We start from the raw sequence: 21,967 nt of genomic DNA on the forward strand, positions 1-21,967 counted from the left end.
TATGATGGCTATAGTTGCAGAACGACAAAGGCGGCCATGATGGCAACGAGTACGGATAAAACTAAGCTCCCTTTCAACCAGGAGCAGATACCGGCGGCCAGGATACCGACAACTGTTGCCCATCTCATATCTGGAGCGGATTGCATGATCCCCCGTATAATCAAAGCACTCAAAGCGGTATAAGGTATATACTGCAGGAATCGCTTCAAGACAGGGGGCAGAGGTCTTCCTGTCATCATCAGCAGGGGCAGCAATCTGGGCAAATAGGTTACTACCATCATGCCGGTAATTAAAAGGAGATAGCTTTTCATGGGGATACCTCCTGCTCTTTAATAAGGAAAGCGCCGATTCCGGCCGCCAGGATCACGGCGGCAATGAAACACCAGGATGGGGGCAGAAGCTTGAAGTGTGATCCAACCAGGTAAAAAATCCCGGACATCACCGCCAGAAACAAAACGGAAAAGGACTTCTTGATCTCAGGTGCCAATAAGGCCATAAACATAGCGTAAAGACCTACGCCCAGACTCAGTTGAACCGTTTCCGGCAGCATGGTGCCGACAAGATACCCGGCAATCGTACCGGCGACCCAGGAAAAATAGGGAATGATCTGCAAGGTAAGTAAAAAAGGGATGTCTAAGGTCCTGTTCCTTAGAGAGATCAAGGAAAAGGCTTCGTCGGTAATGCCGAAGGCAATGACAAAAAGCCAATGCTTTTTAATTCCCTGCAGTCTGACCGACAAGGAAGCGCTCATAATGAAATGCCGTAAGTTCAGAAGAAAGGTGGCAAGAATGATGCTTCCCGCCGAAATGCCGTCTTTGATCATGTCTAAGGCCATAAATTGGCTGGCTCCGGCAAAAACCATCACGGAAAATAAACCGGTGTCCTGCAGAGAGATGCCAACATTTTTGGCAAGGAGTCCGAAGGCCATAGCCACGGGGAAAAAGCCGAAGATAAGGGGAAGAGCTGCGATAAGTCCTTCTTTGATACTGTCTGCAAGCTGATTTTCTCTGTTCATGTTTTCTCCTCCGGTTCTGTGCAGTCTATCTATTATTAAGGGCAATGGTATAATGATAAAGCATAGAACGTATATATCGTATGTTATATTGAACAAATAAGTATAATATAACATACGAATGGATATATTATATCCTGCCGGGGGATAAGATACAAGGGGGAAGACCTAGTTGAAAGACTTGAACCAGATTGTGGCCAATAACTTAAAACGAATCAGGGAAGAGATGAAATTAAGCCTGGACAAAGTAGCGGATCTGACGGATGTCAGTAAAGGGATGTTAAGACAGATTGAGGCGGGTGAATCCAGCCCGACCATCAAAACCATCTGGAAAATTGCCTCAGGGTTAAAAATACCTTATACATCAATCATCAACATTCCCCAGCCGGAAACCTTCCTTGTCCTGAAAGAGGAGATCGAACCTCAAGTTGAGGACGATGGGAGATATAAGGTCTATTCAATCTTTCCCTCTGAAGATGGGCGAAAAGTGGAAGTCTATACGATAGAGCTTGAAAAGGACGGTTCCTTTGCTTCGAATTCTCATGGAGAAAGGACTCAGGAATTTATTACAGTCTATGAGGGTGTGCTGACCATTCAGGTGGATGATGAGGAATACAGTGTAAAAGCAGGGGACTCCATTAAATTCATGGCGGACAGAGCTCATGCTTATTCCAATAGAACGGAACACTTAACACGGGCAAGCATGGTTATTTATTATCCGATGTAAGAAGGGCTTAAGCTTTAAATATTGTATACATTGGCGAAAACGGTTGAAATGCTAAGCCTTATTATGTTAAGTTATGCTTAATCAAAAATGGAGCAAAGGCGCTCAAAGAGACATGTACCTGCACAGGTGCAAGTCTTTTTGGAGCGCTTTTTTGGTTTATTTTTATACAGCGGCAATGTTCATTTGTATAGAGAGCAGTATTGAACGAAGAGGGGGAGAATTATGCAAAATTACGGTTTGCCTCAAAAACAAGGGCTTTACGACCCGGCTTTAGAACACGATGCCTGCGGAATGGGATTCGTGGTCAGCATCAAAGGTGAAAAGTCCCATGAGATAATCGATGAAGCTTTAACCGTATTGGAGAATTTAAATCACAGAGGAGCCAGTGGCGCTGATGAGAACACAGGCGACGGCGCCGGGATCCTGGTCCAGATCCCCCATGATTTCTTTCAGCGGGAATGTGAAGTGCTGGGATTTGCCTTGCCGGAAAAGGGGAATTACGGGGTAGGGATGATCTTTGCTCATCGCTATGCTGACTTCAGGCAAATCCAAATGGAGACTTTCGAAAGGATCGTCATTGAGGAAGGTCAAAGGATCCTGGGCTGGAGAGAGGTCCCTATCGATAAAAGCACGATTGGAGAAAGCGCTAAAACAGTGATGCCCCGCTTTATTCAAGTGTTTATAGAGAAAAACCCTGAGATTCTTGACGTGATGGATTTCGAAAGAAAGCTCTATACCATCCGCAAGCGTGCCGAGAAGATCATTTTGCCGATGTGTGAGGATAAGGGCGGTACCTTCTATGTGGCCAGCCTGTCCGCCAAGACCATCGTTTATAAAGGGATGCTGACGGCGGAGCAGCTGCGTCATTTTTATCTGGATCTATCCGACCTGGATTTCGTCTCGGCTCTGGCTATGGTCCACTCCCGCTTCAGCACCAACACTTTCCCCAGCTGGGAAAGAGCTCACCCGAACCGCTATATTGTTCATAATGGGGAGATTAATACCATCCGGGGGAATGTGAACTGGATGAGAGCCCGTCAGAAATGTATCGATTCTTCCTTATTTGAGGATATAGCCAAAGTCTATCCCATTGTGGATGAGTTCGGCAGTGATTCGGCCATGTTTGACAACAGCCTGGAGTTCCTGCACCTGACCGGAAGATCTCTTCCCCATGCGGTGATGATGATGATTCCGGAGCCTTGGGAAAACAACGACTTCATGCCTAAGGCGAAAAGGGATTTCTATGCTTACAACAGTTTTTTGATGGAACCCTGGGACGGCCCCGCCGCTATGGGCTTTACGGATGGGGTGGTGATCGGCGGGGTACTGGACCGCAATGGGCTGCGCCCATCCCGCTATTATGTCACCAAGGATGATAAGGTCATTCTGGCATCCGAGGTGGGAGTTATCGATATCAAGCCGGAGAATGTTCAATACAAAGGCCGTCTGGAGCCTGGAAAAATGCTGCTTATTGATACGGAGGCCCAGAGGATCATTGCCGACGAGGAGATCAAAGCCGGCGTAGCCCGGAAAAACCCCTATGGTGAGTGGATTGAGAAGCACATCGTGAAGCTCAGCAGTTTACCTGAGGCAGCCCGGATGGATCAGGGAGCTGGGTCAGTTGGGATAGTTGAGGAATCGGAAGAAAGCAAAGATCAGGGGCAGCTGATTCAGCAGCAAAAAGCCTTTGGCTATACCTTTGAAGACATTACAAAAACTATCCAACCGATGGCGGTAGAAGGAGTAGATCCTGTGGGAGCCATGGGCATGGATTCTCCGTTAGCGGTCTTGTCGGAAAAACCGCAGATGCTCTATTTATATTTCAAACAGCTTTTTGCTCAGGTAACCAATCCTCCTATCGATGGCATCCGGGAAGAAATCGTCACGTCCTGCACGATGCTTCTGGGTAATTCCGGGAACCTGCTGGACCCCGATCAGGAGAATACGGCATCCCTTTTCCTGGAGCATCCCATTCTGACCAATGAACAGCTTAACAGGATTAAGCATTTGCAGCATGGGCAGTTTAAAACCGTGACCTTATCCATGCTTTATCCCGTGGCGGGGGGCCCGAAGGCTATGGAGCGGGCCTTGGAGCGGCTCTGCAGAGAAGCGGATAAGGCAATTGCAGAGGGGGCCAATATTATCATTCTCTCCGACCGGGGAGTGGATAAGGAACAGGCAGCCATTCCGGCCCTCCTGGCTTCTTCAGGCCTTCACCACCATCTGATTCGCAAAGAAATCCGTACGAACCTGGGTATTGTGCTGGAATCTGCGGAACCCCGGGAAGTTCATCACTTTTGTACTTTAGTGGGTTATGGTGTCACCGCCATCAATCCTTATCTGGCTTATGAGACCATCGAAGATCTGGCGGCTAAGGGCCTCCTTGACGGACTGACCGCCCAGGCAGGGATCAAAAATTTCATTAAAGCTTCGGTGAAAGGAATGCTTAAAGTTCTCACCAAAATGGGGATCTCCACCATGCACAGCTACCATGGCGCCCAGATTTTTGAAGCGGTGGGGCTGCGGAAGGATCTGATCGACAAGTATTTCACCATGACTCCTTCCCGTCTGGAAGGGATCGGTCTGGAAGAGATTGCCCTGGAGAACCAAATGCGCCATGAAAGCGCCTACGATGAAAACTCTCTCTATGCAGACAGTCTGGAGGTAGGCGGTTACTTCCAATGTAAAGAAGATGGGGAAAAGCATCTCTATAATCCGGAAACCATCTATTTGATTCAAAAGGCCTGCCGGGAAGGCAATTATGCTCTCTTTAAAGAGTACACCAAAAAGATCAATGAAGAAGAAGTCTATACCTTGAGACATCTTTTGGACTTCAAATATAATGCCGGGGACACCATCCCCATCGAAGAAGTGGAATCCGTGGATTCCATCGTCAAACGCTTTAAAACCGGGGCTATGTCCTATGGCTCCATCAGCAAGGAAGCTCACGAAGCTTTGGCTGTTGCCATGAACCGGCTGGGGGGCAAGAGCAATACCGGTGAAGGCGGGGAAGACTGCGAGCGCTTTAAGGTTCTTACCAATGGCGATACCAAGAACAGCGCCATCAAGCAGGTGGCTTCCGGACGCTTCGGTGTCACCAGCAATTATCTGGTCAATGCCCAGGAGATTCAGATCAAGATGGCTCAGGGAGCCAAGCCCGGCGAAGGGGGACAGCTGCCGGGACGCAAGGTCTATCCCTGGGTGGCCAAGACCCGTCACTCCACACCGGGTGTGGACCTGATTTCTCCCCCTCCTCATCATGATATTTACTCCATCGAAGATTTGGCGGAGCTGATCCACGACCTGAAGAATGCCAACCGGGGGGCCCGCATCAACGTCAAATTGGTTTCTGAAGTGGGAGTCGGCACCATTGCCGCCGGAGTAGCAAAAGGAAAAGCCGATGTGATTCTGATCAGCGGTTATGACGGAGGGACGGGAGCTTCCCCCCGCACCAGTATCCGCAATGCGGGACTTCCCTGGGAGCTGGGCCTGGCTGAAACTCATCAGACTCTGGTCCTCAATAAACTGAGAGACCGGGTGGTGGTGGAAACAGACGGCAAGCTTTTGTCAGGGCGTGATGTGGTCATCGCCGCCATGCTGGGTGCTGAAGAGTTCGGTTTTGCCACTACACCCCTGATCGCTTTGGGCTGTGTCATGATGCGGGTCTGTAACCTGAATACCTGCCCTGTGGGCATCGCTACTCAGGATGAGGAATTAAGAAAGAACTTCACAGGCAAGCCTGAGCATGTCGAAAACTTTATGCGCTTTATCGCTCAGGAAATGCGGGAAATCATGGCTAAACTGGGCTTCCGGACCATCAATGAGATGGTTGGCCGTACCGACCGCCTGAAAAGCAAAGAGACGATTAAGAACTGGAAAGCCTCCCAGTTGGATCTCTCCCAGATTCTCTATCAGCCTTATGCCGGCTCTGATGTAAGCCGCTATAACACTCAAGCCCAAAAGCATTTGCTGGAAAAATCCCTGGATATGAAAAAGCTCCTGCGGGTTTGTCAGCCTGCTTTGGAAAATCAAAAGCCGATCCGTGCCAAATTGAAAATCAACAATGTGGATCGGGTGGTGGGGACCATCATCGGCAGCGAAATCTCCAAACGCTATGGAGAACAAGGACTGCCTGAAGATACCATTAAACTGGCCTTTGTGGGCTCAGCCGGTCAAAGCTTCGGGGCCTTTGTCCCTAAGGGGCTGACTTTGGAGCTGGAAGGGGACTCTAACGATTATCTGGGCAAAGGACTTTCCGGCGGTAAAATCGCCGTGTACCCGCCCCGGACGGCGGATTTTGTTCCTGAAGAGAATATTCTGATCGGCAATGTAGCCTTCTATGGAGCAACCTCAGGGGAAGCCTATATTAATGGGATTGCAGGGGAACGCTTCTGCGTCAGAAACAGCGGTGTTCATGCCGTGGTAGAAGGTGTAGGGGATCATGGCTGTGAATATATGACCGGCGGCAAGGTGGTCATCCTGGGCAAGACGGGACGGAACTTTGCAGCGGGAATGTCCGGCGGGGTAGCTTATATCCTGGATTTTGATGAGAACTATTGCAATAAATCCATGGTGCTTCTGGAAAACATCCAATCCGAAGCCGAGCTTGATGAAGTCAAGGAAATGATCCGCAAGCATGTGGAGTATACCCATAGTCCCCAGGGAGGAAAAGTTCTCGCGGATTGGGAAAGCTATGCAACCCGGTTTACCAAAGTGATTCCCAAGGACTACAAGCGGATGCTGGCCAATATCGATAAGGCTTGCCAAGACGGATATTCAGGGGATGAAGCACTGATGGCAGCCTTTGCCGAGCATTTTAAAACGTCGGAAGCGGCTAAGTAAGGGGGGACAAACATGGGAAAAGCAACAGGTTTTTTAGAGTATCAGAGAATTGACCCAAAGAAGCGTGCTCCTGAGGAGCGTATTCAGGACTGGCGGGAGATTAAGCTGCCCAGAGACCCTGAGGTGATTAAGACCCAGGGTGCCCGCTGTATGAATTGTGGCGTTCCCTTCTGCAATGGGGGGGTCGTGCTCAATGGCATGGTTTCGGGCTGCCCGCTGCATAATTTGATTCCGGACTGGAATGAACTGATTTATAAAGGGCAATGGGAAGAAGCTTATCGGCGTTTAAGCCGTACCAGTCCCTTCTCGGAATTCACATCCCGGGTTTGCCCTGCGCCCTGTGAAGGAGCCTGCACCGAAGGCTATATTATGGAGCCGGTAACTATCAACTGTATAGAGTATGAAATCATCGAGAAGGCCTTTGCCGAAGGATGGGTAAAGCCCAAAAAAGGGAAAGTCACCGGTAAAAGGGTGGCGGTGGTGGGTTCCGGCCCCGCGGGACTATCGGCAGCGAATTATCTCAATGCCGTGGGCCATGAGGTCACGGTGTATGAGCGGGCCGACCGCCCCGGCGGACTCCTCATGTACGGCATTCCCAACATGAAGCTGGAGAAAAACGTGGTGGAGCGGCGCATAAACTTAATGAAGGAATCCGGTATCCACTTTGTCCTTAATACCGAGGTGGGCAGGGATGTTCCAGCTCAGGATCTGGTGAATCAATATGATGCGGTGGTTCTTTGCATCGGTGCCACCAAGGCCAGGGGGCTCAACGTGGAAGGCCGTGATCTGAAAGGGGTCCACTATGCGGTGGATTTCCTGAAGGCCAACACCAAAAGCCTGCTGGACTCCAATTTTGAAGGCTTGGAAACCATGGCTGAGAAAGATGGCCAGGAGGGCGGCTGGATCAGTGCCCAAGGAAAAAACGTTATCATCATCGGCGGTGGAGACACGGGAACGGATTGTGTCGCGACCTCCATCCGTCATGGTTGCAAAAGCGTCCACCAATTCGAGATTATGCCCGAGCCCCCTGCCAAACGAATCGAGGCCACCAATCCCTGGCCGGAGTGGCCCAAAAAGCTTAAAGTTGACTACGGTCAGGAAGAAGCCATCAGTCTCTACGGAAAAGATCCCCGTCATTACCTTATCAATACGAAAAAGATCGTGGGCAACGAGCAAGGTGAGGTTAAGGAAGTTCATACCGTAGAAGTCCACTGGATTAAAGATTCCTCAGGAAGAATGGTTCCCCAGGAAGTGCCCGGCAGCGAGAAAGTATGGGAAGCAGATTTGGTCCTTTTGGCCATGGGTTTCCTCGGCCCGGAAGATGCTATACCCAATGAGCTGAATCTTGAGCGGGATGAGCGCAGCAACCTTAAAGCGGTGTATGAAGAGTTTGAAACCAATGTGGAAAAGGTTTTTGCTGCAGGAGATGCCCGAAGAGGGCAGAGCCTGGTGGTCTCGGCTCTCCAGGAAGGGAAGCTGGCCGCCCGTGAGGTGGATAAGTATTTGATGGGAAGGAGCGGGATTAGGTAATGGGTAGGTAAGAGGTGTGTGAAATAGGTAGGAAATGTGGAGTAAATTAAAGGGACGATTCATTGGACAGGGTGCTGTCGATGAATCGTCCCTTTGTTATTTTGGATTATTTTGTTCTTGGTGTATTTGTGTGAAGTGAAATGCACCTTTGGTGTATGGAAGAAAGTAGATATGTATATGTTGGTGTAGTTTTTGCAGGTGCTGTGTAAGATTTAGGAAAATTAAGAGGAAATAGGTAGTTTGTGGAGAATAAAGTTATAATAGGTCTATTCGGATAATCACATACTCCTCGGGATTAAGGGTTGTGAGGTTGTTACGCTAACATTAAATGATTTACATCCAGATAGGAAATTAGTCCGCATCAAACAGGGCAAGGGGAAAAAGATAGGTATAGTCTGCTTTCCGATACAGCAATAGAGGTCTTGAATGAATACATTACCTACTATAAACCCAAGAAGTGGCTATTTAGCGGGGAAGATCCGGAACTCACATATCAGAGCGGACGGACCAGGTAATCTTTAAGAATGCCTTAGACAAGTCGGGAATTAAGAAAGACCTATCGGTCCAATTGCATTGATGTTGTGGTAAAAAAGTGTTAGGAGAAACTATCATGCATGCTCAACTAGGGGGTCATATATGTTTAAGAAAATGTATCTAGGAATTGAAATAGCACATGATTATTTAAGGGCAATTGATATAAATGGAAGCATTGTGATTGACGAGCCTTTGGATTATGCTCCTTGGAATAGTGAAACAGGATTTTTAAAAGCTATTGACTATTGTTTATCTAAAGAACATAAAGCATTTAGAAAAATGAATTTGTTCCTGTCGACACCTATTGAAGAATTCAGTAATACTGAGTCATTGAGAAAGATTGTTAGTAAAGACAAAAGGGTTAGTTCCATTACTATAATTGGAAATATCATAGCGGCAGCATTAGGCACTTTATCATCCGGGATTAAACTTTTAGGTCCAGGCGAATTTGAAAAGAAGTTGTATATTTATAGTCAAAAGTATGCAACCTATTTTTCATTAATTTGGTCTGGATCGGTAGTTGAGTTTCTTAAAATAGACAAGGGTTACGATGAGGTAAATAAAATTATATTAAGTAAGGGGCTTTTTGATTTACTCACTAAAGTACCAGTGCACGTTCCAAAGCAATATTCTTCTAATCCAAACATGCAATCATATTTGAAATTTTGGAATGAGGAGATTAAAACGGTATATATATCCATACCAGACCTAAAGAGATTCAGTTTAGAAAAGAGAATTGACAAATATGAAGTAATTTACACTAATTATAGTGAGTTTCTGATCACTAACGGATTAAAGAAAATAATAGACGAGATGAGAATGGAGGTTGAATATGATAGAAGGCATTAGCCATTTAACTTTCATAGTTAAAGACTGAGAACGCTCATCTGAATTTTTTCGATATATATTTGACGCTCAGGAGGTATATTCTAGCGATGAAGAGATGTTTTCAATATCAAGGGAAAAGTACTTTTTAATTAATGATCAATGGATAGCAATAATGGAAGGTGAATCTTTAGCGGAGCGGACATATAATCAGGTTGCCTTCAAAATAGACGATGGTGAATTCGATATACATGAAGCAAGGATCAGAGCTTCAGAATTAGAAATAATGAATTCTAGACCAAGGGTTAAGGGAGAAGGTCGATCAATATATTTTATGATTACGACGGTCATCTATTTGAACTACACACCGGCACACTTGCGGATAGATTGGTTAGATACGGCTCTGTGAGATAACCAAGGCGCAGCGCTCCATGGGCCGCAAAAATTGCTTTGACAGAATTATTTCAAATGCGCTGGGGAGAAATAGATTTAGAAGTTACATCTGAAGACTGGAAAGAATATCAGCGGCTCTGTCACCCGGATTCTCCGGATTTTATACTCAATATTCCTGATTATTGTGCTTTTATTACATATTCTTTATTTTGTGGCAGAGTGGTTCAATGATTAAAGGGCTGCCATCCATGGCAACTGACAACGATTCTTGGTCATTGCCGATTTTGAGAGGTTGAATATAATGAGAAAGATTGTATTTCTAGCCATCATAATAGTAATCCTTCCGTTAACAGGTTGTGGGAATGATACAACGAAACTTCCAGAAGACAACAACAAAGATGTACAAATACTAAATTCTTCAATGAATTCTGGTGTTAAACAATTCACGAATGAAATAGTACCAGATTGGCTATATCAATCACTTCAGCAGAAATTTAATAGCGCAACAACATCCATAAAGCAAGAGGATATTACTTTCATACTGGTTAACTTAAAAGAGTCTGATAAAAGTCAAGTCGCCGCATTTGTATCAATTGATAGAGTGAATGGCTATTTTATACTTTATGAATTTAGGCAAGGTAAATACGTAGAAGTTTACTCGAAAAGTGAACCAGTCTATGGTATGCAAGTATATGGTGGAGGAAAACAGTTACTGGCATTCATTTCAGGTCATGGAGGAACTGGTGTTCAAGAAAACTCATTTCATGTCATTGGATATACAAGTAAAGGCTATTCAGAAATCTGGTCTGGAATAGCTGAGAAGTTTATGTTTGGGGGACAAGTCCCCGATTACAGAACAATAGGAAGTATAAATCTGACAATGGACAATCAAACGTTGGTTTATTCTATAACCGAAGAATTATATAACAAAATAGATAAGCCAGATAAGGTCGAGCAAACTGTTGAAATATATCAATATGACACTGAGCAAGAAAAGTTCGTTAGAATAGTAAAATAATCCGGAGGCAACGATGCCTTTTCCGGGGGAGTATACTTTTCAATTTCACTAAGTAGAACAATGGGAAGAAAATAGTAAATCTTTCTAAGCTAAATCACCGACCGGATGGCTATCGATAATAGGTAATGAAGAAAGTTGATTATTTTAAGTTACATATGGGGGCATAGCGTCAGATAACCCAGAATTCCCGCAAGGGTGCTAGATGAGGGAATTTGGGGCAGGTTCAGGCACCACATCCTCCCGCCTAAGATAAGAGCTATCTAAGGCGGGAGAACGTCGGGAATTCACATCCGTTATAAGAAATGATGCATATGTGGCTCTTATTTCGGGTAGGTTTTTACTAGCTGTAAAGGAGTTATTACTTTATGGACAACAATAAAAGAGAGCTATTAATCGGTGTGTTAAAATCCGGTATAGCGGCTATTCCTCATGTCGGTGAGGCACTAAATGAGGTTCTTTTTGAGATTAGAGGTAGAATTGCACAGAAAAGGTTAAAAGATTTTACTAATAGTTTATTGAGTCCATTTATGAAAAAGAATAAAGCAAAGAATTCGTCAATATGAGCAGGAGTTGACAACGATTGAAATGGAAGGTAAGTATGAATTTTATATATGTGACCTAATATCAAAATCTCTGTTGATAGATTAAAAAAATATAGGAAACACATACAACGACTTGGGAAAAGAGGGATTAACCATACTATATATCACCGATTTTGGTAAAGAATTTCTTGGATTCATTCATTCGGATTTCTAAAGGATTAAGTAGGGCTCTGGAGCGCGCCACTTCTTATAACGGCAGGTTCCCGACACTTAGAGGACGATGTATGTGGTTAGGATGCGTCGGGAATGCCCAGAACGTTATATGACATTTCCTTCAAGACCGCCCGCCGTCCATGGCGGGATATAGACGAGAACTTAAATTCGTACTTGTAGATTATTATTTCGTAGTGGTAGAAAGATGTGTCTTATATGCAATATAGTGTAGTTAATAGTATAGTATATTGATGGTGGTGTAATTCTTACTTACGGTAAAAAAGGATTTTATATTGCAAAAAAATCAAGGTTTATATGTTTCACTAACCTCGAACATAAGGAGATAAGATGTCAAATATCATTGAGATAAGCGATTTTTCATTGCCCAATTTGGATGTCTTTGCTCGCCTGACGGAAACGCAGCTGCGCAACCGGTTGGAGCCGGAGATAGGAATTGACCTTTTCTCGATAAAACGGACATTCTAGAGTTAGGGATTCTCCCAGAATCGCAGGATTGCTTCTTTTTTCATCTTAAGTAAATGCTCCAAGCTGCTCTCTCAGGGGCCAGCCCCTGAAACCCCGCCCTCGCCGGGTGGCAGCAGAACAGTCTTTAAACTGTTCTGAGACATAAGGGTCTTAGCTAGTTGGCCTATCAAGGGCAAGGACTTCGTCTCGGCTGACACCGCCCCTTGACAGGCGCCTACCAAGTTGACCCTAAGCAGCCTTTTGGGTCTCACAGTGCTTCTTTAAAAAAGCTGCCGGTGTCAGATTCCCTAACGCTTGATGCCTCCGTTGTCGATTATAAAAACATTCGATGTACCAAAAGATATCCCGCCTTGCTTCCTCGATGTCTTTGTATGTTTTGTGATGGAGCCTTTCTGATTTAATGGTGCTGAAAAAAGACTCTGCGCAGGCATTATCAAAGGGGTTGCCCTTTCTGCTCATACTTCGTATCATTCCCCAGTGCTTTAATTCTTCGACATAGACGGTGCTGCAGTATTGCCGCCCTTGATCCGAATGATGAATCAACCCTTTGAGCGGTCTATGACGCTTGACAGCGTTCCTTAAGGCTTCCAAACAGAGCTCAGTCCTCATGTGTTCAGCCAAAGCCCAACCCACAATTTCTTTATGAAATAAGTCCTTGATGGCAGCCAGATACAGCTTGCTTCCTTTAGCTGTTTTAAATTCTGTGATATCCGTGACCCAGACTTTATTCGGGTGCTCAACCTTAAATTTTTGGTTTAAGAGATTCGGGGCTTTGGGCAAATCATGATTCGAGTCGGTGAGACAGACGCGATAGGGCTTCTTTCGAACACTGTATAGTCCATGTTGCTTTTGTAATCGGTAAACCCGGTTTCTACCGCATTGAAACCCTGCCTCTTTGACATCGCTCCAAAGTTTATCCAGACCAATCATTGCCTGAGCCTTGGTATGGCTTTCCTTCATCACCTTAAGAATCGTTTCGTTCTCTTTTTGACGCTTGCTGGGTTCACGCCTATCCCAATCATAATAACCGCTCCGAGATACCTCTAAGGTTTCGCACATCTTCTCAACCGGGCAGCTGGAGCTGCTGGCTTTTTTAATCATCTGATAGATTATTTCCGGTTGCTTTGGGCGAAGATGGCGGTAGCCTTTTTTAAGATATCTATCGTTAACTCCTGATCGGCAATCTTTTTATCCCTTGCTTTAAGCTCAGCTTCAAGCTCGGCTATCTTGGTCTTGATAGGATCTTGCCTCTCTTTGGTTTGCTTAAGCCAGTTGCGCACAGTTTGCTCATTGACCCCAAAATCTTGAACCACACTTGAAACTGAACGGTTTTCTTCAGTGATTAAGCGTATAATGTCATGTTTGAATTCTTGATTATACCGTTTCCCGTTTTTTGACACGTTTATCATCCTCCACAGGTCTTATTTTACCCTAACTCTCCTGTGTCCGACAAACCGGGTATGGGTCAGTTTATTTTAGTGGTGAGAAAAGACCTTTTTCTATCTTTTCAAGCTAAGTTAGTCTTGAGCCGTTTATCCGATTCACTTATTGCAATTAGAGAACAGTTTGAATGGCCAGGAACCATATTAGGTGGTGGAGAACCTGCCATAGTATGTTATTTCAAAACCGATAACCACGCAAAGAAAATATTAAAAGAGGTTTCCAATTCTTTATACTCATGGGTGCAACCTGATCTGCCAGAAGATTTATCCTTTATGAAAGGGAATAATCTTTGGCTCGTTAATACATCCCATGAATCAGAAAGCTATTTCGTTACTGAAGAAAAGGAAGAGCTTGAGGAGATTTTAGGAATTAGGAATATAAAAATAAAGCAGAAATAGTCAAAGGGATGGCTGCCCGTGGCAGCAAAGCCATGGACGTTATAAGTAGTGCCTGATAGTTGTTTTCAATGCCTCCGATTCGAGGGATAGATGAAAGGATTTATAGTAGATGAGTACAGAGAGCAAAACAATACCGTTAGAAGCAACTCAAGCCCTCAAGATTGTACAGGAGCTGCTCGGTAGTGCAGTAGTAGGAGTATATCTCTTTGGTTCAGTGGTTGTTGGCGGCTTGCAAGTAAACAGTGATGTGGATGTTCTCGTGGTTGTTAACCGGAGACTACCCGCAGAAACTCGAAAAGACCTCGTCACCAGATTGATGGAGGTCTCTGGTAAGATAGGAAATACTGATTCTATCCGACCTCTTGAAGTTACGATTATAAACAAAACTGATGTTGTACCTTGGCGATACCCTCCCAAAAATGAATTTATCTATGGTGAGTGGCTCAGGGAGCAGTATGAGGGAGGACAAATCCCAGAACCGGCTTATGATCCTGATTTGGCTATCGTGCTGAAGCAAATAAGAGAAAATAGTATTTCATTGGTGGGGCCTGATGCTTCAGACATGCTCGATCTCGTACCGATGAAAGATATTCGCAGAGCAATTAAGGAGTCGATGCCTGGATTAATGGAGGGTATTAAGGGTGATGAGCGTAATGTAATCCTGACTCTTGCACGAATGTGGCTGACAGTGACAGTTGGTGAAATTTCTTCTAAAGATGCAGCTGCTACATGGGCTATACCCCGGCTACCAAAAGAACAAGCGGCTCTGCTTGATTTAGCCCGAAGAGCCTATCGTGGAGAAGGCAATGATAGTTGGGAAGGACGAGAGCATGAGATTATAGAACTGGTTGGTCATATGAAGCTGTCGATAGAGTCTGGTCTTGGTAGCTGAGCATGCTCATAGAGAGTCGGGCACCTTCTAAAACAATACCTATTATTTGGAGTTGACTTATGAAAGCATATATTGGAATTAAGTATCATCATGACTGCAGAAATAGGGTTACAATCGAAAAGATAGCTTCGATTCTTGAAGATGCGGGGTATGAGACTAGTTGCATAATCCGTGACAAAGAAAAATGGGGTTCAGTGACGCTTGCTCCAAACGAACTAATGGAAGCAACTTTCAAAGAAATCGATTCAAGCAATGTAGTTGTAATTGATGTAACCGAAAAAGGTGTCGGTTTAGGAATAGAGTCGGGATACGCATATGCAAAAGGAATACCAGTGTACATAGTTGCAAAAAAAGGTTCTGAAATGTCAAATACAATGCTCGGAATTTCAAAGAAAGTGCTTATTTATGAAGAACTTGAAGATATGGTAACAATGTTTAGTAAATAACACACAACAAGGCCAAGTCTTTATTGCCAGGAGTGCCCTTCGTGTGGTTTGTTGTTTCCGGAATGATCAAGCAATTGTGTAAAAAAGTTATAAGAAAGAGAGGCAGTAGATGGGAATTATAAACGTGCTTAAAAATAAAAAGATTAAAGTAACTGAAATTCCAAAATGGGGAGCTTTTCTGCGAAAACAGTGGGAAGATAATTTTGCTAATCATTTAAGTGTTGAAGAGAAAAAGAGTATCTATCTCTGGAATAATAGTGGGATTTGTGGATACTTATGGCATTTGTTTAGCTATGAAAAAAGAGCTTGTCTAAAAAGAGAAGAAGCTGAAAAAGCCTTTAATAATGAGCATAAAGGCTCTTGTTATGTTTTTTGGCAACATACAGATTATGCTTTAATTCTTGAGAATGCATATATATTGAATGCTGAGGATTTAGAGGACGAATATGATATCTATGTCGTGGATAAAGAGTTTAACTGGACTTATGTGAAAACACATGAAACCTTGTTGTGCGGACCATACTTTGGTCGTAAAGATACCAAAACCTAAACTGTGTGGAGGCTCTAGGGGCCGCCGTCAGAAGTGCTTGTGTATTAGATAACTGTTTTAGTAAATGCTTGGGGAAGCGATTTGTCGATTGGTTATGAGCATGATTATTGGTTGCGTGAATAGGAATTTTTTCAGGCAAGGAAGAGGGAAATGTTAAATATTCGTCGAGCTACGGCTTGTGATTGGCAATTATTATCGGACATAGCTTATAAGTCCGAGGCCTATTGGGGATATAACTCTGATTATATGGAAAAGTTCAAATCAATGTATCAGGTAACAGAAGAGTTTATAAGCCATAATGAGACTTATGTTATTGAGGATCATTGTAGTGTGTTTGGTTTTTATGGTCTGTTAGTAAACGATAAAGATAGTTCTTTAGAATACTTCTTTATCGAACCCCAAAGCATAGGTAAGGGGTATGGGAAATTATTATGGAATCATTTAGTGAACATTACGTGTAAAAGCTTAGGAGTTCATGAATTGGTAATAGTAACAAGCCCGCAAGCAAAAGATTTCTATATAAAGTTAGGTGCTAATTCTCTTGGAGAAGTTGAATCATTACTTAAAAAAGGACGTATGATACCTCAATTATCATATAAGGTACATAATTAATTGAGGGCATGTCAACCGTAAGCTTTAGTTTTGGCGGCAGGAGACGTCAGATTAGAAACTTAGACTATGTGAATAGTATAGGATGCTTGGGAACTCTGAGAACGTTATATTACAGACCATACTAGTGCCGGCTTCCTATGTTCTGTTGATAAATGCAGCTATATTTTATGAAAGGCTGAGGATCTCAATGATAGTGCGTGACATGATTAAAGAGGATATTCCACAACTGGCTCAATTGTATAAACAATTTTGGGGTGAGGACTCCTCTATTGATACGATGTACATACAGTTTAAGAAATTTCAGGGAAATGGTTCTCACCTATTGCTCAGTGCGGTTGAAGACAATCAGCTTGTCGGTTCTGTTATGGGCGTGATCTGCGAGGAATTGTATGGGGATTGTAAATCATTTTTGGTTCTTGAAAATATGATCGTTGATAAAGATCATAGAAATCGCGGAATTGGCAGGGCGCTGATATCAGAGCTTGAAAGAAGAGCAGCAGAGAAATGTAACCAGATAATTTTTGTTACTGAAGCGAATAGAATTGATGCCTGTAATTTTTATGAATCTGTAGGGTATAGACCGGAAGCATATAAGGGGTTTAAAAAGAAGCTAAAATAGTTTAGCTTATTGACATATATAGATTATCGATATACTATACTCATATATAGATCATCTATATAAGGAGGCTGTTCTTGTGCCAATTGATAAAAGCCTGTTAACCGGGAGCACCACTATGCTTATCCTAAAACTACTGGAAGAAACGGATATGTATGGATATCAAATGATTGAAGAACTAAGCAAAAAATCGCAGAACATATTTGAGTTAAAAGCAGGAACATTGTATCCGCTGCTCCATAGCTTGGAACAAAAAAATATGCTCATTTCTTACGAAAAAAGCACGACTAATCTGAGGGTGCGCAAGTACTACAGTATTACCAAAACAGGACGCAAGTATTTGGATGAGAAAACAAAAGAGTGGAAAGTTTATACCTCTGCTGTAAATAATGTCTTGGGAGGTGTAGACGTTGCTACAGTCCAATAAATTTGCCGATTATTTGGAAACTGTCCGCCAACAGATACGTTGGAAAAGGGCTCAAACCTATGTTTTAGAGGAAATCGAAAACCATTTGGCTGACCAAAAGGATGCTTTTCAAAGAGACGGCCTTGATGAGGAAACGGCTGCGATCAGGGCTATAGCAGAAATGGGTGATCCGGTAATGGTTGGTGAGCAGCTTGATCGTACGCACAGGCCCCAGCCGGATTGGCCGCTGCTGGCTATGACAGCTCTATTGATTATTTTGGGGCTCTCTATTCAGTTCATTATAGGAACGGATATCAATGATGGAATGGAACGGTTCTACAGACAGGTTACTTGGGCCGGACTGGCTGTGATTGTTTTCTTGGCTGCTTATTTTCTGGACTTTACGATCATAGGGAAATACTCATTGATTATTTATGGGCTGCTCATGGCTATAGCGTTAGGTGATTATTGGCTTTCCGGTGGCGGGATTTCCGGATATAATACTGCAATTTATCCGCTGTTGCTGTTTCCCACCATTTTTGCCGGGCTTGTGTATAGGATGCGGAATGAGGGATATTGGGGGCTTGCTTTTTGCGGTGCATTAGCAATTATCCCGATAATTTTAATATCGTTTATGCATTACTTAACGGTTCTTTTTCTGGTTGGCACTTCCTGCCTTATTATATTAACAGTTGCCGTTGCCAAGGGATGGTTTAGGGTAAGAAAATTATACGCTTTGTTTATGGTGTATTTTCCCTCTGGGGTCATTTATTCAACTATGTTTTTTACGATGATAAATCAAGAGTACGTTAGAATTAGACTGCAAGCTGCATTGAATCCGTCGTCAGACCCCACAGGAGCTGGATATATGGCAACTCTTGTTCAAAAGCTGCTGTCGCATTCGCAGTTATTTGGAGAAGGCTTGCCTGTAGGCGATTATGGATACTATCCGATAGCAAAGATCTTACCTGAAATAAATACTAACTTCCTTTTGACTTACTTGACACATAGGTTTGGCTGGATGTTATTGATCGGTATTTTAGTCATTTTCGCGGTCTTTATTGTCCGGGCTGTGCTCATGAGTAAGAGACAAAAAAGTGCCCTTGGCCAACTTGTTTCGTTAGCGATTATTTTAACATTTGCGATACAGGTTTTGACATATATTGCTTTTAATTTGGGTTTCTTAGTATTTAACCCTGTGTCACTACCTTTTATCTCTTATGGCGGGCGGGCTTTGCTGATTAATACGTGTCTGATAGGATTTTTGCTGTCAATATTCCGTACGGGCAGTTTGGTAAGTGATAAGGTTGGGGGAGCGGGAATAAAGGCAGGGCGCTTAATTCAATATGAGGAGCATTCCTGTAGTAGTTAAAAATGAGCTTTGTCAAAAAGAAGACCTCACGTTACAATTTGAAAGGACTGTTGGCCAACAGAATCCAATCAAAATAACGGAGGTCATCCCAAATGAATTTTACACAAAACGAGAAACTAAAGCAACTATCCGAAAGAAGTATTGTCATCGGAGTGGACATCGCCAGCGAGCTTCATTACGCAAGGGCTTTTGACTGGCGAGGAGTCGAGCTGGGCAAGGTATTCAAGTTTGAGAACAGCGCTGAAGGATTCAAGAATCTCTATGCATGGATTGAACGTATAAAAAGGCAAGCACAAAAGGACAGCATTGTGGTAGGGGCAGAGCCAACCGGCCATTACTGGTTTGGCCTGGCATCATACCTAAAAGAGCAAAACATAAAGTTAGTACTCGTAAACCCATTCCATGTAAAGCGTAGTAAGGAGCTTGATGACAACCACCCCAGCAAAACGGATGCTAAGGATCCCAAAACCATCGCTAAGCTGGTCATCGAGGGTAGATACAATGAGCCCTATATACCGGAGGGGCTCTATGCAGAACTACGAATAGCGGTGACTTGCAGGGTGCGTATACAAAAGGAAATGAACAGCATAAAAAATCGTATTCAGCGATGGCTGAAGATCTACTTTCCCGAGCATGAAACTGTGTTTGGAAAGTTTGATGCCACGAGTAGTATGCTCGTGTTGCAAGTCGCTCCGCTACCTAGGGATATTGAGAGGCTTGGAGTAGAAGGAATAAACCGAATTTGGAGAGACAACAAATTGAGGGCAGTCGGAATGAAAAGGGCTAAGAGCCTGTATGAGGCTGCTCAGAAGAGTATTGGTTGCACCGAAGGAGAGTCTTGTTCCCGAATGGAAATCCAGCTATTACTCCAAGACTATCACACTAAAACGGCACAATATCAGGCAGTCACTGAAACCATCGATGGATTGTGCCGCCAGATACCCGAAGTAGCCAAGCTGCTTGAAATCAAGGGTGTAGGCCTTGTCACCGTGGCAGGTTTTCTCTCTGAAGTTGGGGATATTAAACGCTTTAATTCTCCAAAGCAAATCCAAAAACTCGCAGGGTTGGCCTTGCGAGAGAGTAGCTCAGGTAAGCACAAAGGGCAAACCACAATCAGCAAGCGAGGCCGAGCGCGGCTGAGGGCGATTCTATTTCAAGCGGTGATGCCGCTCGTCGCCAAAAACGCAGAGTTCGCAGAGATACACAACTACTATACGACCAGGACCCAAAATCCTCTGAAGAAGAAACAATCGTTAATTGCCTTAAGCTGTAAACTGATCCGGGTATTCTACGCCATATTAACAAAGGGTACAGACTACGACCCGAAAAAGCTCATTATGGACATTCATCGTCCGGTTGAGTATTTAGCAGCGTAATAGAAAGAGAAGTGAAACCATAAAAGAAAACAGTCTGTGGTTAGCGTCACCACAGAAGTGAACAATCCAGGTAACCTAGCAAGACAAAAGAGCTGGTAGTCAGTCGCATAAATTTCCATTAGAGCAAGGACTCGGTTGAGGAGCATAACTGACACCCAATCATGGATAGGTGGAACGAAGGAATTTAGGGCAGGTTTATAATCTTGACCCTGTTAGACATGGGAGGTTTACCACCGTGAGAATAATGGGTTTACAACGGCCAACATATGCCAAATAGCAGACGTTTGCTTTGCCATACCCGAATTCTCTGAATTAGGCATTCTATGCAAATTCTATCCGTGATGAGCTAGTTTGGTTAGTTAGGAATTCTATGAAAAAGCGAGATATTCAAAGAAAATCCTAAGATATTATAGGGATGGAAAGATTATAATCAATCTTAAAGCGGCTCAATAAATCTGGGGAGGCTCTAAAAGTTCGTAAAATCCAGACCTTCATGATAAGAAAGCGGTAAGTAATAATGGAATTGTCATAATGAGTTGGTTGATAAAATGAGTGAGTACCGCGATAAATAATAGTTGTGACTAATGATGCTGAGCAAGTATTATGGAAGGTGAAGAGTAACATTTTATAGTTCATTCCATGCTGCCCTGACAGATAAATTCAGTGTTGCTTGGAACATCGTCGCTGAGGAAGCACCAAATTTAAATAGCGGGCTTCGGACAGGAAGTGCAGCACAGCATACAACAGAGGGTTTGTGGCATCGGGGAATATGCAGATATAATCCGGCGTCGTAGACCCTCAGAACGTTATAAGGAATAATCCTATCGGAATGTTCTTTAGGACAGGGGGAATTTTGAAATGGGGAAAAATTTGAAGGGAGCGTTTATATACTTAGGCATTATATTTATATCAGTGATCCTGGTGTATAAACTGCCGCAGGATTCATATTCGATGATACAGTATATTGTTAAGCCGATTCGATTTGAAAACTCAGTTCTTAATCTATCCGGCCTGGTTCCATTAATAATGCTATTTATCGGCATAAGAGGATTGTGTAGGCTGGAGTGGTTTGCAGACAAAAGCAAGTTATTGATAACTATCATTGTGCTTATACTGGTAATGCCTGCAATGAGGGGAACGCTGGATATAGCAAAAACAATCTATCTATCAAACCTAAATAACGAAATGAGGTCTATAGATTTTAAGGATATCGACATTGAAATTTCAAGCATAACAGATCATGACGTTACACTGAATATAAAGTTGGAACTAACCGATTATAGAGAAGACATGAGCGATTTTCAAATCAGAATGTATCTGCCTGACTCATGGACGGTCTATTTTGATAAAGAATTTATTGATTTTGACGAATCATATAAATCGTTTGGCCGCAGGAGACCCATAATCGTTGATAAAGAGATTTCGGTTCAATTAGCCGATGGCATCACCAGAGATAACGTCTTTGATTCTCAATGGTATTGGGAAACCTTTGAATTTGAGCTTTTTAATAATATAGACTCTTCAAAGCTTATCTATCATGGTACATAAAGGGCGATCACGCCTTATAAGACAGAGCGCCTGCGACTGGAGAATGATGAATGTGGTTGGAACGAATAAAGTATTTAACTGAATTAGTTTCATAACTTGAACCCATTGATATTTCTACTTTTTTTGACAACTAAAAAAGGAGTACCTCCCCAACATCTCGAAATTGTAGTCGTCCAAAACACAAAC

Annotated in this window: 19 protein-coding genes and 2 pseudogenes; 18 read left to right on the forward strand and 3 right to left on the reverse strand. The window is 43.5% G+C overall.

What is annotated here, in order from left to right:
* Positions 1-8: 8 nt before the first annotated feature.
* Together DHAF_RS04735 and DHAF_RS04740 are read right to left on the reverse strand one after the other, a co-directional pair.
* On the reverse strand, positions 9-311 hold the full coding sequence (locus tag DHAF_RS04735) for an AzlD domain-containing protein (protein WP_005807927.1): 303 nt from the start codon (positions 309-311) through the stop codon (positions 9-11).
* On the reverse strand, positions 308-1,015 hold the full coding sequence (locus tag DHAF_RS04740) for an AzlC family ABC transporter permease (protein WP_015943112.1): 708 nt from the start codon (positions 1,013-1,015) through the stop codon (positions 308-310). Before DHAF_RS04740 ends, DHAF_RS04735 begins: the two co-directional genes overlap by 4 nt.
* Positions 1,016-1,184: 169 nt before the next feature.
* On the opposite strand from DHAF_RS04740, the gene DHAF_RS04745 reads away from it, so the two are divergent.
* The 8 genes and pseudogenes from DHAF_RS04745 to DHAF_RS26020 form a co-directional block, all read left to right on the forward strand.
* Complete coding sequence (locus tag DHAF_RS04745) at positions 1,185-1,739, forward strand: helix-turn-helix domain-containing protein (RefSeq protein WP_015943113.1); 555 nt, start codon at positions 1,185-1,187, stop codon at positions 1,737-1,739.
* 222 nt (positions 1,740-1,961) lie between these two features.
* Positions 1,962-6,581 (forward strand): glutamate synthase large subunit, encoded by a 4,620-nt coding sequence (gene gltB, locus DHAF_RS04750; RefSeq protein WP_015943114.1) that lies wholly within the window; start codon positions 1,962-1,964, stop codon positions 6,579-6,581.
* Positions 6,582-6,593: 12 nt separating this feature from the next.
* The gene (locus tag DHAF_RS04755) at positions 6,594-8,111 is read left to right on the forward strand and encodes a glutamate synthase subunit beta (RefSeq protein ID WP_015943115.1); all 1,518 of its coding nucleotides are present in this window, start codon (positions 6,594-6,596) and stop codon (positions 8,109-8,111) included.
* Between the two features lie 636 nt (positions 8,112-8,747).
* A complete protein-coding gene (locus tag DHAF_RS04760; protein ID WP_005807934.1) occupies positions 8,748-9,494 on the forward strand; it encodes a hypothetical protein in 747 nt (248 codons plus the stop codon).
* Positions 9,478-9,884, forward strand: a pseudogene (gene fosX / locus DHAF_RS26725) (FosX/FosE/FosI family fosfomycin resistance hydrolase). The gene DHAF_RS04760 and the pseudogene fosX overlap by 17 nt, the downstream one beginning before the upstream one ends.
* 280 nt (positions 9,885-10,164) lie before the next feature.
* Positions 10,165-10,881 (forward strand): hypothetical protein, encoded by a 717-nt coding sequence (locus DHAF_RS04770; protein WP_005807940.1) that lies wholly within the window; start codon positions 10,165-10,167, stop codon positions 10,879-10,881.
* A gap of 365 nt (positions 10,882-11,246) precedes the next feature.
* Positions 11,247-11,444, forward strand: coding sequence for a hypothetical protein (locus tag DHAF_RS04775; RefSeq protein WP_005807942.1), 198 nt, complete (start codon positions 11,247-11,249; stop codon positions 11,442-11,444).
* A 540-nt stretch (positions 11,445-11,984) separates the two neighbouring features.
* A pseudogene (locus tag DHAF_RS26020) lies at positions 11,985-12,092 on the forward strand (TrmH family RNA methyltransferase); the annotation flags it as partial.
* A gap of 258 nt (positions 12,093-12,350) precedes the next feature.
* On the opposite strand, the gene DHAF_RS04780 reads toward DHAF_RS26020, so the two are convergent.
* Positions 12,351-13,531 (reverse strand): IS3-like element ISDha7 family transposase gene (locus DHAF_RS04780; protein WP_085930657.1). Its coding sequence is split into 2 segments (ribosomal slippage): positions 12,351-13,279 and positions 13,279-13,531, totalling 1,182 coding nucleotides; the frame shifts between segments, so codons are not numbered across the junction.
* 51 nt (positions 13,532-13,582) lie between these two features.
* Between DHAF_RS04780 and DHAF_RS04790 the strand changes: the two genes are divergently transcribed.
* The 10 genes from DHAF_RS04790 to DHAF_RS04835 all read left to right on the forward strand — a co-directional run bounded on the left by DHAF_RS04790 (position 13,583) and on the right by DHAF_RS04835 (position 21,781).
* On the forward strand, positions 13,583-13,963 hold the full coding sequence (locus DHAF_RS04790; RefSeq protein WP_242659935.1) for a stage III sporulation protein AH: 381 nt from the start codon (positions 13,583-13,585) through the stop codon (positions 13,961-13,963).
* A gap of 109 nt (positions 13,964-14,072) precedes the next feature.
* On the forward strand, positions 14,073-14,855 hold the full coding sequence (gene ant(9) / locus DHAF_RS04795) for an aminoglycoside nucleotidyltransferase ANT(9) (protein ID WP_015943119.1): 783 nt from the start codon (positions 14,073-14,075) through the stop codon (positions 14,853-14,855).
* Between the two features lie 59 nt (positions 14,856-14,914).
* Complete coding sequence (locus DHAF_RS04800; protein WP_005808741.1) at positions 14,915-15,301, forward strand: nucleoside 2-deoxyribosyltransferase; 387 nt, start codon at positions 14,915-14,917, stop codon at positions 15,299-15,301.
* A 109-nt stretch (positions 15,302-15,410) separates the two neighbouring features.
* On the forward strand, positions 15,411-15,851 hold the full coding sequence (locus DHAF_RS04805; protein ID WP_005808743.1) for a DUF4275 family protein: 441 nt from the start codon (positions 15,411-15,413) through the stop codon (positions 15,849-15,851).
* 150 nt (positions 15,852-16,001) lie between these two features.
* Positions 16,002-16,463: a GNAT family N-acetyltransferase gene (locus DHAF_RS04810; RefSeq protein ID WP_005808744.1), complete on the forward strand. Its 462-nt coding sequence runs from the start codon at positions 16,002-16,004 to the stop codon at positions 16,461-16,463.
* A gap of 82 nt (positions 16,464-16,545) precedes the next feature.
* The gene (locus DHAF_RS04815) at positions 16,546-17,082 is read left to right on the forward strand and encodes a GNAT family N-acetyltransferase (protein ID WP_018306497.1); all 537 of its coding nucleotides are present in this window, start codon (positions 16,546-16,548) and stop codon (positions 17,080-17,082) included.
* Positions 17,083-17,158: 76 nt separating this feature from the next.
* On the forward strand, positions 17,159-17,506 hold the full coding sequence (locus DHAF_RS04820) for a PadR family transcriptional regulator (protein WP_015943121.1): 348 nt from the start codon (positions 17,159-17,161) through the stop codon (positions 17,504-17,506).
* Entirely contained in the window at positions 17,490-18,857 is a 1,368-nt protein-coding gene (locus tag DHAF_RS04825; RefSeq protein ID WP_015943122.1) for an FtsW/RodA/SpoVE family cell cycle protein, read from the forward strand. Before DHAF_RS04820 ends, DHAF_RS04825 begins: the two co-directional genes overlap by 17 nt.
* 92 nt (positions 18,858-18,949) lie before the next feature.
* Complete coding sequence (locus tag DHAF_RS04830; protein ID WP_015943123.1) at positions 18,950-20,233, forward strand: IS110 family RNA-guided transposase; 1,284 nt, start codon at positions 18,950-18,952, stop codon at positions 20,231-20,233.
* Between the two features lie 858 nt (positions 20,234-21,091).
* The gene (locus DHAF_RS04835) at positions 21,092-21,781 is read left to right on the forward strand and encodes a hypothetical protein (protein WP_005808753.1); all 690 of its coding nucleotides are present in this window, start codon (positions 21,092-21,094) and stop codon (positions 21,779-21,781) included.
* The last annotated feature ends 186 nt before the right edge of the window (positions 21,782-21,967 follow it).

Origin of the sequence: Desulfitobacterium hafniense DCB-2 (assembly GCF_000021925.1) — a bacterium.
GTDB classification, from domain to species: domain Bacteria; phylum Bacillota; class Desulfitobacteriia; order Desulfitobacteriales; family Desulfitobacteriaceae; genus Desulfitobacterium; species Desulfitobacterium hafniense.

Coding starts and splice junctions, on each gene's coding strand:
- DHAF_RS04735 (WP_005807927.1), bottom strand. CDS start 311: ATGAAAAGCTATCTCCTTTTAATTACCGGCATGATGGTAGTAACCTAT.
- DHAF_RS04740 (WP_015943112.1), bottom strand. CDS start 1,015: ATGAACAGAGAAAATCAGCTTGCAGACAGTATCAAAGAAGGACTTATC.
- gltB (WP_015943114.1), top strand. CDS start 1,962: ATGCAAAATTACGGTTTGCCTCAAAAACAAGGGCTTTACGACCCGGCT.
- DHAF_RS04755 (WP_015943115.1), top strand. CDS start 6,594: ATGGGAAAAGCAACAGGTTTTTTAGAGTATCAGAGAATTGACCCAAAG.
- DHAF_RS04760 (WP_005807934.1), top strand. CDS start 8,748: ATGTTTAAGAAAATGTATCTAGGAATTGAAATAGCACATGATTATTTA.
- DHAF_RS04770 (WP_005807940.1), top strand. CDS start 10,165: ATGAGAAAGATTGTATTTCTAGCCATCATAATAGTAATCCTTCCGTTA.
- DHAF_RS04775 (WP_005807942.1), top strand. CDS start 11,247: ATGGACAACAATAAAAGAGAGCTATTAATCGGTGTGTTAAAATCCGGT.
- DHAF_RS04790 (WP_242659935.1), top strand. CDS start 13,583: ATGGGTCAGTTTATTTTAGTGGTGAGAAAAGACCTTTTTCTATCTTTT.
- DHAF_RS04800 (WP_005808741.1), top strand. CDS start 14,915: ATGAAAGCATATATTGGAATTAAGTATCATCATGACTGCAGAAATAGG.
- DHAF_RS04805 (WP_005808743.1), top strand. CDS start 15,411: ATGGGAATTATAAACGTGCTTAAAAATAAAAAGATTAAAGTAACTGAA.
- DHAF_RS04810 (WP_005808744.1), top strand. CDS start 16,002: ATGTTAAATATTCGTCGAGCTACGGCTTGTGATTGGCAATTATTATCG.
- DHAF_RS04815 (WP_018306497.1), top strand. CDS start 16,546: ATGCTTGGGAACTCTGAGAACGTTATATTACAGACCATACTAGTGCCG.
- DHAF_RS04830 (WP_015943123.1), top strand. CDS start 18,950: ATGAATTTTACACAAAACGAGAAACTAAAGCAACTATCCGAAAGAAGT.
- DHAF_RS04835 (WP_005808753.1), top strand. CDS start 21,092: ATGGGGAAAAATTTGAAGGGAGCGTTTATATACTTAGGCATTATATTT.